At 46.2% G+C, this 12,928-nt stretch carries 12 protein-coding genes; 6 read left to right on the forward strand and 6 right to left on the reverse strand.

The features are described 5' to 3' along the window. Positions 1 to 7 precede the first annotated feature (7 nt). From PHI74_00690 to PHI74_00700, 3 genes are all read left to right on the forward strand, one after another. Positions 8 to 238: an Lrp/AsnC ligand binding domain-containing protein gene (locus tag PHI74_00690; GenBank protein ID MDD5484538.1), complete on the forward strand. Its 231-nt coding sequence runs from the start codon at positions 8 to 10 to the stop codon at positions 236 to 238. 61 nt (positions 239 to 299) lie between these two features. Further along, a complete protein-coding gene (locus tag PHI74_00695) occupies positions 300 to 2,135 on the forward strand; it encodes a DNA topoisomerase VI subunit B (GenBank protein MDD5484539.1) in 1,836 nt (611 codons plus the stop codon). A 5-nt stretch (positions 2,136 to 2,140) separates the two neighbouring features. Further along, positions 2,141 to 3,223: a DNA topoisomerase IV subunit A gene (locus PHI74_00700; protein ID MDD5484540.1), complete on the forward strand. Its 1,083-nt coding sequence runs from the start codon at positions 2,141 to 2,143 to the stop codon at positions 3,221 to 3,223. 50 nt (positions 3,224 to 3,273) lie between these two features. Here PHI74_00700 and PHI74_00705 read toward each other — a convergent pair whose 3' ends face one another. The 3 genes from PHI74_00705 to PHI74_00715 form a co-directional block, all read right to left on the reverse strand. Further along, positions 3,274 to 3,594 carry a hypothetical protein gene (locus PHI74_00705; protein MDD5484541.1) on the reverse strand — a complete coding sequence of 107 codons (321 nt, stop codon included), beginning with the start codon at positions 3,592 to 3,594 and terminating at the stop codon, positions 3,274 to 3,276. Between the two features lie 161 nt (positions 3,595 to 3,755). Then, positions 3,756 to 4,988, reverse strand: a complete 1,233-nt coding sequence (locus PHI74_00710) for a potassium channel family protein (protein ID MDD5484542.1) — start codon at positions 4,986 to 4,988, stop codon at positions 3,756 to 3,758. Between the two features lie 49 nt (positions 4,989 to 5,037). After that, positions 5,038 to 6,138, reverse strand: a complete 1,101-nt coding sequence (locus PHI74_00715; GenBank protein ID MDD5484543.1) for an S-methyl-5-thioribose-1-phosphate isomerase — start codon at positions 6,136 to 6,138, stop codon at positions 5,038 to 5,040. A gap of 57 nt (positions 6,139 to 6,195) precedes the next feature. On the opposite strand from PHI74_00715, the gene PHI74_00720 reads away from it, so the two are divergent. Beyond that, entirely contained in the window at positions 6,196 to 6,897 is a 702-nt protein-coding gene (locus PHI74_00720) for a SagB/ThcOx family dehydrogenase (GenBank protein ID MDD5484544.1), read from the forward strand. On the opposite strand, the gene pheT is transcribed toward PHI74_00720, so the two are convergent. Both pheT and PHI74_00730 read right to left on the reverse strand, forming a co-directional pair. After that, on the reverse strand, positions 6,890 to 8,497 hold the full coding sequence (gene pheT / locus PHI74_00725; protein MDD5484545.1) for a phenylalanine--tRNA ligase subunit beta: 1,608 nt from the start codon (positions 8,495 to 8,497) through the stop codon (positions 6,890 to 6,892). The genes PHI74_00720 and pheT overlap by 8 nt on opposite strands. Further along, complete coding sequence (locus PHI74_00730; GenBank protein ID MDD5484546.1) at positions 8,485 to 9,975, reverse strand: phenylalanine--tRNA ligase subunit alpha; 1,491 nt, start codon at positions 9,973 to 9,975, stop codon at positions 8,485 to 8,487. The genes pheT and PHI74_00730 overlap by 13 nt, the downstream gene beginning before the upstream one ends. A 57-nt stretch (positions 9,976 to 10,032) precedes the next feature. Here PHI74_00730 and hypD point away from each other — a divergent pair, with 57 nt between their 5' ends. Together hypD and PHI74_00740 are read left to right on the forward strand one after the other, a co-directional pair. Then, positions 10,033 to 11,094 (forward strand): hydrogenase formation protein HypD, encoded by a 1,062-nt coding sequence (gene hypD, locus PHI74_00735; protein ID MDD5484547.1) that lies wholly within the window; start codon positions 10,033 to 10,035, stop codon positions 11,092 to 11,094. A gap of 202 nt (positions 11,095 to 11,296) precedes the next feature. Beyond that, entirely contained in the window at positions 11,297 to 11,551 is a 255-nt protein-coding gene (locus PHI74_00740) for a hypothetical protein (protein MDD5484548.1), read from the forward strand. A 320-nt stretch (positions 11,552 to 11,871) separates the two neighbouring features. On the opposite strand, the gene PHI74_00745 is transcribed toward PHI74_00740, so the two are convergent. Further along, positions 11,872 to 12,654, reverse strand: coding sequence for a type I restriction enzyme HsdR N-terminal domain-containing protein (locus PHI74_00745; GenBank protein MDD5484549.1), 783 nt, complete (start codon positions 12,652 to 12,654; stop codon positions 11,872 to 11,874). Positions 12,655 to 12,928 lie beyond the last annotated feature (274 nt).

Here is a 12,928-nt window from a genome sequence, read left to right on the forward strand (position 1 = left end):
GGATCAGATGGTCATAGGAGTTACGATGGTGAACGTCGTTCCTGGGGAAGAAAAGTCCGTCTATAACAAGCTGAGAGGTATAGATGGAATCAGGGATATTTTTCATGTGTTTGGCGAGTACGACTTCATCGTGATAATGGAAGTTGAGGGTCTAAGCGCGTTGAATAAACTGGTTGATTCCATACGGGATATACAGGGTGTGACGTCAACTCAGACCATAGTTGGGGCCGAGCTGTGATGTGTTGCTATATATCCATCAATTAAAATCAACTAAAAAATATAGGGGATGGGACAGATAGATGGCGATTGCAGAGGAGCTTGCAAAAAAACAGAGGGCCATAAGCGTCGCTGAGTTCTTTGAGAAGAACAGACAAATACTTGGCTTTGATTCTGCCCCGAGAAGCCTAATAACGTGCGTTAAGGAAGCGGTGGACAATGCGTTGGATGCATGCGAAGATGCTTCCATTCTTCCCGACATTTTTGTGCAGGTTGCTCGGGCAGGAGATGCCTTTTTGATCACGGTCGAAGATAATGGGCCTGGCATAGTTAGAGAGCAGATACCCAGGATTTTCGCCAAACTGCTCTATGGCTCACGATTTCACGTATTAAAGCAGAGCAGGGGCCAGCAAGGCATAGGCATCTCAGCGGCAGTGCTCTATTCTCAACTGACCTCTGGCAAGCCTACCAAGATAACCTCCAGGATAAGCCTGAACGACCCTGCACATTATTATGAGCTGATCATCAACACCAAGGTCAATGAGCCAGAGATCCTGGTGGAGAGAACTGCGGATTGGGATCGACCCCATGGAACCAGAATAGAGATGGAGATAGAAGCATCCTATGTGCGTGGGAGGCGCCAGTCCATCCATGAATATCTGAAATCCACTGCCATTGTGAACCCACATGCCAGGCTGACGCTAATAGAACCTGATGGGAACATAATGGTATTTGATAGGGCTACGGATATCATGCCGCCCCAGCCCAAGGAGATTATGCCCCATCCGGATGGGATGGAATTAGGCACTTTAATCAAGATGCTGCGCTACACGGAAAGGCAGAAATTGGTGTCCTTCTTGATGAACGAGTTTTCCAGGATGGGGCGGAAGACTGCAGAGGACATCTGCAAAGATGCTGCCATTGATCCTGGTGAGGTTCCTGCTAATATATCCCATGATCAGGCGAAGCACCTTCTGGGGGCGTTCAGAAAAGTCAGAATCCAGGCTCCGCCAATGGATTGCCTGTCCCCCCTAGGGGAGGATCAGATATACAAAGGTCTTGAGAAGGAATATGACGTCGATTTCATATCTACCACGACAAGGGCCGCCAGTGTCCATTCTGGCAATCCTTTCATTGTGGAGGCCGGCATCGCATTTGGTGGCAGCCTGCCCAAGGAGGATAGGATTGAAATATTGCGTTTCGCCAACAAGGTGCCTTTGCTATATCAGCAAGGGGGATGTGCAATCACTCATGCGATAAGTGATATAAACTGGAAGAACTATGAGCTGAACCAATCCGGTGGAAATGGCATACCGGTCGGCCCAGCGGTTGTGTTTGTCCATGTCGCTTCTACGAAAGTTCCCTTCACATCGGAATCGAAGGACGCGATAGCAGATATCCCAGAGATCATGAACGAAATCAAGCTGGCTGTTCAGGAAGTAGCCCGCGACACGAAGAATTACCTCTCTCGACAAAAACTGCTCGAACGGCGTAAAGACAAGGAGGAAATCATCAAGAAGATTCTCCCGAAGATGGTTGTCAAGGTATCCTCCATATTGGAAAAGGAGGAGCCTGATATTAGACCGGTGATAGCGAAGATCATGGGCAATGTGCTGGTCCAGAGAGAAGTTACGCCAAAGGCTGACGGGTGTTTCGTCTCCCTGAAGGTCAGAAACTTTGACGAGCATGCCAGGTCGTTTAAACTTCATGAGTTGTTCAAATATGAGGTATTGGACGCTCCAGGGGCAAAAGTCATGAAAGTCGGTAATTCGACCAGTCTGGTGTGGAAGGTATCTCTGGTTCCAGGCGAGCAGAAAGTGCTTTGTTACAATATCGAGTGTAGCGGAACTCCAGAGCTGCAAGCCCCCATAGCAGAGGGCATAGACGAAGAGGTCATAACAGGGGCGAAGGTGGTGTAGTAAGTATGATCGAGAAGGACGAGCTGACACAGAGGAAGTTACTTCATCTGATCAATGGGTTTTACACCCAGCTGGAGAACGGGGAGATACCTGCTCTCTTACTGCCGACCCGGACGAAAGCTAACATAGCCTATGATGATGATGCGGAAGTATGGGTATATGGCGAGCGAGAAAGCACCAGAAGCGCTAAAACGACCCGTGGTGCCTACCAGCTGCTCAAGACCTCCTATGTGGTCGATTTTGTGAATACGCAGCTAAAGCAGGCGAAATCCTCCACGCTGAGAGAGCTGTACTACATATCTGAAAACTGGGGCCTGGCAAAGTTCGGGGAGCAGCAGGAAAGCGATAGGTTGATCGAGGACCTTGAGATCGTGAGCGAACTCCAGAGAGAGGACTTTCATATAAGACCGGAGGAAGATGGTGCATCTATCCTGGGCCCCCTGCGCATCCGGGAGCAAACCCGAAGGGGAACCAAGATCATACACTGTCAAGATGATGTTGGCGAGGCAGGCTATCAGGTTCCATGTAACGTGGACGCTCTTGAGTTCTTAGAGCATGACGCAAGGCTCGTCATCGCCATAGAGACGGGCGGTATGCGTGACAGGCTCATCGAGAACGAGTTTGATGAAAAATTTGATGCTATCATCATTCACCTGAAGGGCCAGCCAGCCAGAAGCACGCGCAGACTGATGAAGAGGATCAGCGAGGAATTGAAGCTTCCAGTGGCGGTCTTTACCGATGGAGACCCCTGGTCCTATCGTATTTTTGCATCCGTTGCCTATGGCTCGATTAAGAGCGCTCATTTGTCCGAATATATGGCTGCTCCGGCGGCGATGTTCGTTGGAATCAGACCGTCCGATATCATCAACTATGAGCTGCCCAACGACAAGCTGACAGATCAGGATATCAGGGCACTACATTCCCTGCTCTCTGATCCCAGGTTTGAGTCAGAGTTCTGGAAAAGCGAGGTCAACCTCCAGTTGGAGCTGAACAAGAAGTCTGAGCAGCAGTCTCTTGCAAAGTACGGCCTGGACTTCGTCACCGATACCTATCTGCCTGAGCGCCTGACAGAGATGGGTATACTATAGTATGGTAAGGTCTAAAACAAAATAATATATAACAAACTAGCTTTCAACTATTAGTATATGTACCCGGTCGTTTCTTCTTTTATCAGCGGTTTTTCCGGCAACTTTTTGCTTTTTAATTCGTCTTCCATCCTTTTTAGATCGTTATTTAGGATTTTTGAAAGCGATTTGGCGGTTGCAGGAGTTATGACAACCTCAGCTAACAGTTGCCCTCTTATCACGTCGAGAAAGCTGAGCCTTACCAAACCCTCTTTTTTAACTCCCTCCTCGGTCTTTGTTGCCTTTACGGTAATTCCGAGCATCACCTCATCTGCGAACAGGGGCTTTACTATGGCTGGTGTACCCCTTATTTGAACTTTCTGCGGTTCTGCCATTTATTTAATCTCCTTTGTGGTTTTTTGTATTGATATTCGATTCGATTATAATTTAAATCATAGTAAGATAAGAGTTGTTGTATTTTGCTTGATCGAGCTTTTTATTTTTGTGTTATAAGCCTTTGGTAACTATTCATCTTCTTTACTTTATTTTATTAAGATCAGCGCATATATTTTCTCGCGAATATCGCAATGAATGCGGCCCACATAAAAGCTCCAAAGATGGCTAAAATGCCTGCAACTCCTTGATAAATTCCATGAGTTGGATGATAATCTCCATACCCCAAAGTTGTCGCTGTAACGATGCTGAAATAAATATTCTCCCACAAAGAAGTTGCACCTTCCACGCCATTGCCAATCCAGAAGAGAAATGCAAATCCAAACACTACCAAGAACCATGTGAGTAAAACATATTCCCATTTTGTGCCATATCTGAAGATTTTTTGGATTAAAATAAGCTCTAAAAATTGTATAATGGGTTTTTTCTGTTTCCTTTTTGCCTCCATTTCAAGACGGAAATAGTAATCCTCCTCGTTTCTGTCACCCACTTTTGTCCAAATATTTTTTGCTGTTATACATGCATTTTTTTGAGCTTCTGGATTTTTGAAAGTCGTATCTTTAAACTCTATTTTTCCTTTTATTTTAGCCCTATCAAATGAAGCATCTTTACATATAGTAGCTCTATTGAATAGGGCATCTCTCCCTATTTTAACTTCATCAAAACGAGCATCTCCGACTATTATGGCTCCATCAAAATAAGCAGAGTACTTTATCTCGGTTCCATAGAACCAAGCATTTCCACCTATCGTCGCTTCCCCAAACCAAGCATTTCCATCTATCTTTGCTCCCACAAACGAAGCATTTCCACCTATCGTCGCTTCCCCAAACCAAGCATTTCCATCTATCTTTGCTCCCACAAACCAAGCATTTCCACCTATCGTCGCTTCCCCAAACCAAGCATTTCCATCTATCTTTGCTCCCACAAACCAAGCATTTCCACCTATCGTCGCTTCCCCAAACCAAGCATTTCCATCTATCTTTGCTCCCACAAACCAAGCATTTCCACCTATCGTCGCTTCCCCAAACCAAGCATTTCCACCTATCTTGGCTCTATTAAGAGAAACATCTCTTCTAATAATGGCATCAGTAAAATCCAGATTCTTTTTAATCTTCTTCTCTGAGAAATCGACTTCAAGTAATCTCGCACCTTCAAAATTAAAATCCTCTTTGCTGACTTTTTCTTCAACTTTCTTCCTTTTTAAATCGTTTATTTCCTTGAACTCTTCGCTTTCTTCGTCTTCTGGGAGATCGATATGGAGTATGCACTTCGAATTCTGCAGAGCTTCCTCAGCACATTTTTCTTTATTCCTGAAGGTATATCCGCAGGTCTTCATTTCTATCCTATCTTATCGCATCGACTAAATTAAATATCCATTGAAACTATCATTTCAACCCCGCCCATCTCTCCCTTATCTCCTCGAATACGAAAGGCGGGTATAATATCCCGTATTCAGTTATTATGGCGCTCACGTTCTCCATCGGCGTGGCATCGAAGGCGGGATTATAGGCTTTCACCTCCAGAGGAGCGATCTGCTCGCCTCCAAAGTACTTAAGCTCTGACGGATCGCGCTCCTCGATTTTTATGTCCGCTGCGCGCCTGTCAAAGTCAAAGGTAGATGAGGGGGCTGCAACGTAAAAGGGAACGCCATGCTTTTTCGCCACGATGGATAGAGTATAGGTGCCAATTTTATTGAAGACCGCATCCTCGACGATTCTGTCTGCGCCGACGATCACATTATCGATGTCTCCGGATTTCATCACATGCCCGATCATGCTGTCGGTAATCAGCGTAACGGGAATGTTGTCTTGGAGGAGCTCCCAGGTGGTTATCCTTGAGCCTTGGTTTAGGGGACGAGTTTCACATGCGATGACTTTTATTCTCTTGCCTTTTTCTATGGCTGACCTTACAACTCCTAGGGCTGTGCCCCAGTCGACACAACCCATCCTGCCTGCATTACAATGCGTCAGAACGATGTCGCCGTCCTCCAGCAATGCCTCGCCGTGCTTGCCGATATCCCGGCACTTCTGCACATCCTCGTCTGCCATTTTCTTGGCTTCCTCCAGCGCTAATTCCTTTATTTGTGCGATGGAATGACCGGCGTTCGCTTTGCTGAGAACGCGGTCGATGCCCCAGAACAGGTTAACTGCGGTTGGCCTGGTACCCCTCAAAATTTGTGCTGCACCCTCGAGGTCTTGCATCAAATCCCTTGGACCTTGGGCATGGCTGGTATGCGCAGCCAGCGCGATGCCAAATCCACCGGCAACGCCAAGTGCGGGCGCACCCCTCACCTTCAGGGAGGTTATCGCCTCGGCCAGAGCGCCCACGTCTTTACATTCCAGCACAATGTACTCCTTGGGCAATTTCGTCTGGTCTATTAACATGACACTATTATCTTCATCGTTCCAGTCGATTGTTCGCATGAATTTACTGTAATGCTTAATGTGTATTAATTCTAGGGGTGTTTTATCTCTCACGATCCCCATTTGGCTCCTGATTTGATCTCAGGCTTTTTATCCTAAGTCAACCAATAACTATAACAGATGATGGCGTTTAAATGGACCAGAAGAGGCATCCTCAAAATTCTGGGTCTCATGGGAGCGGCATCGTTTACCCTGGGAGCCTACAACTGCATGAAAGCAGAATCCAGGATACTTTTGCCTGAACCTAATGCAGACGGAGAGATGTCAGTGGAAATGGCAATTGCTGGCAGGAGATCCGTTCGGAGATTCGAATCCGCATTTATTGGTCTCAATCAATTATCCCAACTGTTATGGGCAGCTCAGGGCATCACTGACTCAAGGGGATTTAGGGCTGCACCCAGCGCTGGTGCCCTCTATCCACTGGAGCTCTTCATATTGGCAGGGGGAGTTGAGGGACTGAAAGAGGGCATATATCACTACGATGCCGAAGGGCACTCTCTTGAACTATGCAGAGAAGGCGACCTGCGACTCGAGATGGCCTCTGCATCGACTTTGAACCAGATGTGGATCAAAGATGCGCCCATAATCTTGGTAATCTGCGCGATATACGAAAGGACCACCTCTAAGTATGGTGCAAGAGGAGAAAGATATGTGCACATGGAAGCAGGTCACGTTGGCGAGAACATATACTTGCAGGCGGAATCTTTGGGATTAGCCTGCACCGTAGTGGGTGCCTTTCTCGATGACGAGGTTCGCAGAATCCTCGATGTAAGTGAGGAAACCTCACCCTTATACCTCATTCCAATAGGGAAACCTAGCTGACGTCCAGCTCGAAGGCCACAACAGGTTGGTCCAGTCCGAAATTCAGAATCACGTCTGGATGGATCTCACCGAATGCCCCTATGTTGTTACCATCCACCAAGATGCGGGCTCTCCGCCCCTCTAAAAATGCCGTATCCTCTGCCTCTTCTAGGGTAAATTCTGTTTTGAGCTCTCTCAGCACAGACTCAGCAATGGATTTTATCTCGGCGAAGTTAGCTGTGGAGTTTATGGAAACACATGCCAATCGCTGTGAATTTTTTCCGTTGAGCAGAACCTCTCCAACCTCAAATATCTTTTGCGGGAGCACATGGTGCTTGTTCAAAGACAAAATCTCCATTAGGCTCGGAAGAATGGACGATCTGACCATGGTTTGGTCTATGCTGATCGGATGCCTGACCCTTGTTACCTCCACTTTAGGTCGTCGCATGCTGTCGAAGTGCACTTTTTCGTTCGTGAGCGTGAAGGTCATAACCTCTGAAAAGCCCAGGCCAATCATGATGTCCCTCAGCCATTCGAATTTATCCTCGATGTAATGTGCTTTGCCTATCGTAGCGATTTCGGGAAATTCCGGTTTGAATCTGTCATATCCATATCCGATGGCGACATCCTCGATCAGATCACAGGCATGTAATATGTCTGCCCTATATGCCGGTACCTCCACATCGATCCCATCTTCATGGATGGTTGCGCCGAACCTCATCTTTCTGAGATTTCTTGCGATTTCTTCTGCATTCAAATCCAAACCGAGAAGTGAGTTCACATCCTTAACTTGGAGCGACCTAATAGTTGGAGACAGGTTAGGCGTCTTGCGCACCTTTCCATCTGAAAATATCCTGACTGATTCAACCTTGCCGCCCCTTTCCGCAAGTGCAGTTACCACGATGTTCAGTGCCGTGGCAACGGACGCATCCGTTCCTGTTACCTCGACGAACAAATCCCTCGTCGTATCGGTGACCATGGTCCGTGCCGAGTTGATGATTGGCGGGAAGGATAATACGTTGTCAGCAGCGTCGGTTATCAGGGGGTAGCGTTTCATGCCATCCAAGATACGCGCGAACTTGACCCCTTTTGGATGGATTTCAAGTATCCTGCGCATCGAGATGGGATAGTCGAAATCAAGTGGTACGAATTCAGTGTCAGGGTCAGCTGCCTTGTATAAAAACGGCGGTTTGATCTTTGAAAGATCATGGACGCCAAGAGATACCTTCTTTCGATCGCGCCCAATGCCCCAGTGCAGATGTTCTTGTAAGCTCATCAAGGGCTCAATGCTGTTAGAATCCAGGTGCAAATCACGGACAACGGCACAGGCGAGATGAGGTCTTATCGGTCTAATGGACTCATCTATCGTGATTGAGACTTTTGAACTTTTTACATCATACCTGGGCAAACCCGTCTCTATCTCCAAAAAACCGCGCATCGCTCTGGCGACGCCCTCGATACTGAAGAGGTCCGGACGGTCTGGAAAGAACTCCACATCCATATGGTCTTCATCGATGCGTTCAACATCAGCACCGATCATTGGCATCCTGTCGACAATGGTGTTCTTGTCTGTGCCGATCAATCTCTCCAAGTCTTCATAGCGCAGCGTCACCATTGGCATATAGGGCACCTCCAAAGCCAACCCATGTCTGATCTATAAAGGTCTCTAAGGTCCTTTAGCCCCAGACGCAGCATCGCCAGTCTGCCAACGCCAAGGCCCCATGCCAATACCGGGTGCCTTATTCCAAGTGGTGCTGTGACCTCGCGGCGGAAGATTCCTGCCCCCCCGAGTTCCATCCAGCCCAAACCCTCTACGTACACTTCAGGCTCTACAGAGGGCTCAGTATAGGGGAAGTATCCGGGTCTAAAGCGTAATTTTTCGAATCCCATCCGTTTATAGAACTCAGCCAAGCATCCCAACAAATTCTTAAATGAGACAGCCTCATCCATCACGACTCCTTCCAGTTGCGTAAACTCCGGCAGATGTGTTGAATCGATTGTCTCCCTCCTATAGGTGCGTCCTATACAGAACGCTTTCACTGGAGGGTCTGGATTATCGGAAAGATGCCTGATCGTTATTGCCGTGGTGTGCGTCCTGAGCACTTCCGTCCTTGCCAGCTCCAAGCTCCACTTGCCTCCCCAACCTGTCGAACCAATGTCTCCGCCCTGCTCATGCATGACCTTCACCTTTTGTGCAAGTTCCATTGGTATATCCCCTTTGGAATCAAGGTAGAAGGTGTCCTGCATTTCCCTGGCAGGATGATCCTGTGGCTGGAACAGCGCATCAAAGTTCCAGAAAGAAGTCTGCACTATGCCCCCCCGGATCTCCTCAAAGCCCATTTCCAAAAATATCTTGCGCATTTGATCAAGCAGCCTTCGATAGGGGTGCTTCTTGGCTCCAAAAACCTTGAGTACCGGTGCGTTGACATCATATGCACGCAGATGTTTCTCCTTCCATTTACCAGATCGAATCAAATCTGGCGTCAATTGAGTGATCTCCTCGATAATTTCGATACCTTCTGCAACCAACCTGCGCCCCTCGTCTGTGAGGCTTATGACCCGATCGCTCTTCTCTGTTGCAACGATCAGATTTCTGTTCAGCAGAGCCTTGATGACCTCGGGGTCAAATCGCTTGAGGTCCGTATTTTTCACATACAACAGATTCAGTATATCTTTCTGGGGATCTCTCGTTATGCTCAAAGGGGTGATGACCACCTCGTCTTTACGCTTTTCGATGGATGCCCAGCCTTTTTTTCTGAGCCAACCTAGCGCGATGTTGACCTCTTGGTCGGAGAACGCTTCTATGAGGTCGGACAAAAAGGTCTCTTTGCCATCCATGAACTCGATGATTCGCTGTTCTGGAAGCCCTTTTTCTGCGTAAAGAACTCCTTCGGTGGTAAGTGAGTACATTTCGGCTGTCTTCTCAATAATCTTTGAAAGTCCTTTCTGTTCAAGTAGGAGCGCAGACCTCATCGCAGTCTCGACGTTAATCTCTGCTAGCGATGTCAGTTTTTCTGGGCTAGCGGATTCAACCCTGGTCAATGCCAACAGAATGCGTTTTTCATCGGTGGTTAAGTCATTTTGGTTAATTTGAGCCATTGTACTAATCCCTTGACAGGCAATAATTATAATTGTTCTTATGCTATCTTAGTTTCTGTGTTTAAAGATCCGGCTTTAACCCAGGTAATCGTCAGCAAGATTAAGGATTTGGTCCCAAAGGGTCCTGTGAAATTCTGCCATGTCTGCGGTACGCATGAGTTTGCTATTACGCGTTTCGGGTTACGTTCACTTCTTCCTCCCGCTATAGAGGTGATAGCTGGTCCGGGTTGCCCTGTTTGCATCGTTCCTGCAGGGGAAATAGACGAGGCTATTTGGCTTGCACAGCATGGTTTGACTGTAATGACCTTTGGCGACATGCTCAGGGTTCCTGGGACCAAGATGTCACTTTCGGATGCGAAAGCAACCGGCGGAGACGTACGTATCGTTTACAGTGTTACCGATGCGGTGAAGATGGCAACGAAAGAGCCTGATAAGAGTTTTGTCTTCTTTGCGATAGGCTTTGAGACAACAGCGCCAACGGTTGCCGCCGAGATTCTGAGGGGTCCGCCTAAAAATCTAAGCTTTCTCACCGCACATAGGCTGATTCCACCGGCGATGAAACTCCTCTTGGGCACCAAGGACATTCAGATAGATGGCTTCATTTGTCCGGGCCATGTGGCGACTATTATCGGAGCTGATGCATTCAGCATATTTCCTCAGACCCACAATATGCCCACAGTTGTAGCCGGATTTGAGCCCATGGATATCCTGATGGCAGTTCTCATGCTACTGAAACAGATGAAATATGGTGCCAGACTTGACAACGAATACTCCCGTTCAGTAACCAAAGAGGGCAACGTTAAAGCCCAGGGCATTCTCAAAGAGGTTTTCGACGTGGTTGACGGATGTTGGAGGGGGATTGGAAGCATTCCGTCTTCGGCATATAGGTTAAAGGATGAATTTGCCGATTGCGATGCGCGCCTCAGATATGATATTAAAACAGAATCAGCAAGGGATATGGTGCCCGGCTGTAGCTGTCATTTGGTCATCTTGGGAAAAATAAATCCTTCTTCATGCCCAATGTTCCTGAAAGCGTGCAGGCCTGAGCACCCACTGGGACCTTGCATGGTCTCCCATGAGGGCACTTGTAATATCTGGTCGAGGCATGCCCAGCTCTAGGATTTCCGGATCGTTAATAGTAGATCGTTAATATTGATATGTTAGGTAAGCTAATGAGGCAGGTAAGCCACTTATAACCCCAGAAGGAAAAGTTAAAACTTTTATAGACCATAGTTTTATCCTAAGTAGAGCATATGTGATTGACCATGGAGGGAAGCATTTGGAGAAACTATATTTCTGTGGCTATGATGTAAAGAAAGATATGGATAAAGTGTTGGAGAACGACCTCCTCAAGCGAACAGGCTACACAGTTCGAGAATGCAAGTTACTGGAATCTGATCGTAAAGGGTACTTTTTGTACATATCTGGAACGCCTAAGAAACTCAAAGAAATCAGTGAGTTATTTGCTGATTTGCCGATAGAGAAGCTCATAGGGAGGGAGGCTAAGCAGATAATCAAAAAGATCCAGGCTGAAGAGGATTCGGCTGCAACAGGTATGGGAATGATATTTGGATAGAGTAAATCCAAATCATTCCTTCTTCATTTAAATTTTATTTTTTTACAGCTCTCACTATGTTCCTTCTCACTATATCCATATCCTGCTATAACCCTTCTTTTAACCAAATAACCTCCCTATAGTCTCTTTAACTAAACACTTCTAAAAAACGACCTCGTAGAAGATATAAGGCATTTCTTGGGGTTTTCAGGTCTTTAGACTACCTTCTCGGAGAGAGAAATGCAAGAGAGCGCAAATATAGAAGGAGTTATTCCAAGACTTGAGGCGGCATAGGATAGATGTCCATCCTACTGCATTTTTTCTGTCTGTATAGCCTATATCTATTGCTCTACTGAAGTTGGCTGACTCTTGGTAGCTTTTGAAGTTTTAACTTGTCTCCGTTTAGCAGGTAAGCATATCTTGGTTTTATCCATTTCAATGAGTGCGGCTTCATTCAACAGGTGGCGGAAAGCTCCAACAATATCTTCTGGGGACACAGATATGCCAGTATCTTTCTTTATTCCGCGCTGGAACCTCCTTATCGATTCTTCCGATAATACGGTCTTTAGAAGATTGAGAGCGGTTAACACATTTCTTTTTTGCCACAATTTGTCCAATCCTTGCTTTTTAAGATTTTTATAGCTGACTATTTCAAACTTCTGAGCTAAGACCATTAGGTTATCATTTAACAAGTCCCAAGATTCTATCAATTTAGTCTGAGGGGGTTGACCGAATGTAATGTGATAAAGTTTCCATTCTTTACTATTGGTTAGCAATATCCATTCACAGCCAATATCAATAGCATAGGATGCCGCCTGTCTGATGTGTTTTGTGGAGAGGTCAATATTCACCCTTTTAACTTCAATGAGTACATCTGGCTTTGATGTCTCTTCATGACCGAGTTGGATGGCAATATCACAATGTACAGCATCCCCAGTCCCATGAATTGCATACTCCTGTGTGATATGTTTGAAAGTGTCATATCCCATAAGATTTTCAAGGATATGGTCTATACGTTTGCGTGTTTCCGCTTCATTACTATCAGCTTTTGCAATCGCTTCTACTAAACTACGAGCATATAAGATGGCTTTCTTGGTTGCTTTATCAAGGCTAGGTTTAGGCATGGGTTACCTCCTCAATACTTCTTCCAGTTACCGACTGGCATATGTAATATTATATTGTTAACTTTTAAAGGTTCGTTTAATTATACATCTGGTTTCGGTGGGAATTTTGTTACTAGATAGGGTATAAGAAAGGTATTTTAAACACAAATATCTGATTATATAAATTAGTGGAGAAGGGGTGAAATGAACTATAACTGGCAAAAATATAAGGGGTGGATCATATGCATAATCATAACATTGGCAGTCTTTTTAATCTTGTATTACGCCTCTCCAA

Source organism: Methanocellales archaeon, assembly GCA_028715985.1.
Taxonomy (GTDB): Archaea; Halobacteriota; UBA148; order UBA148; family UBA148; genus UBA148.

Excerpts from the sequence above, each read along its gene's own strand:
- PHI74_00690 (MDD5484538.1), top strand. The coding sequence starts at position 8 with ATGGTCATAGGAGTTACGATGGTGAACGTCGTTCCTGGGGAAGAAAAG.
- PHI74_00695 (MDD5484539.1), top strand. The coding sequence starts at position 300 with ATGGCGATTGCAGAGGAGCTTGCAAAAAAACAGAGGGCCATAAGCGTC.
- PHI74_00700 (MDD5484540.1), top strand. The coding sequence starts at position 2,141 with ATGATCGAGAAGGACGAGCTGACACAGAGGAAGTTACTTCATCTGATC.
- PHI74_00705 (MDD5484541.1), bottom strand. The coding sequence starts at position 3,594 with ATGGCAGAACCGCAGAAAGTTCAAATAAGGGGTACACCAGCCATAGTA.
- PHI74_00710 (MDD5484542.1), bottom strand. The coding sequence starts at position 4,988 with ATGAAGACCTGCGGATATACCTTCAGGAATAAAGAAAAATGTGCTGAG.
- PHI74_00715 (MDD5484543.1), bottom strand. The coding sequence starts at position 6,138 with ATGGGGATCGTGAGAGATAAAACACCCCTAGAATTAATACACATTAAG.
- PHI74_00720 (MDD5484544.1), top strand. The coding sequence starts at position 6,196 with ATGATGGCGTTTAAATGGACCAGAAGAGGCATCCTCAAAATTCTGGGT.
- pheT (MDD5484545.1), bottom strand. The coding sequence starts at position 8,497 with ATGCCAATGGTGACGCTGCGCTATGAAGACTTGGAGAGATTGATCGGC.
- PHI74_00730 (MDD5484546.1), bottom strand. The coding sequence starts at position 9,975 with ATGGCTCAAATTAACCAAAATGACTTAACCACCGATGAAAAACGCATT.
- PHI74_00740 (MDD5484548.1), top strand. The coding sequence starts at position 11,297 with ATGGATAAAGTGTTGGAGAACGACCTCCTCAAGCGAACAGGCTACACA.
- PHI74_00745 (MDD5484549.1), bottom strand. The coding sequence starts at position 12,654 with ATGCCTAAACCTAGCCTTGATAAAGCAACCAAGAAAGCCATCTTATAT.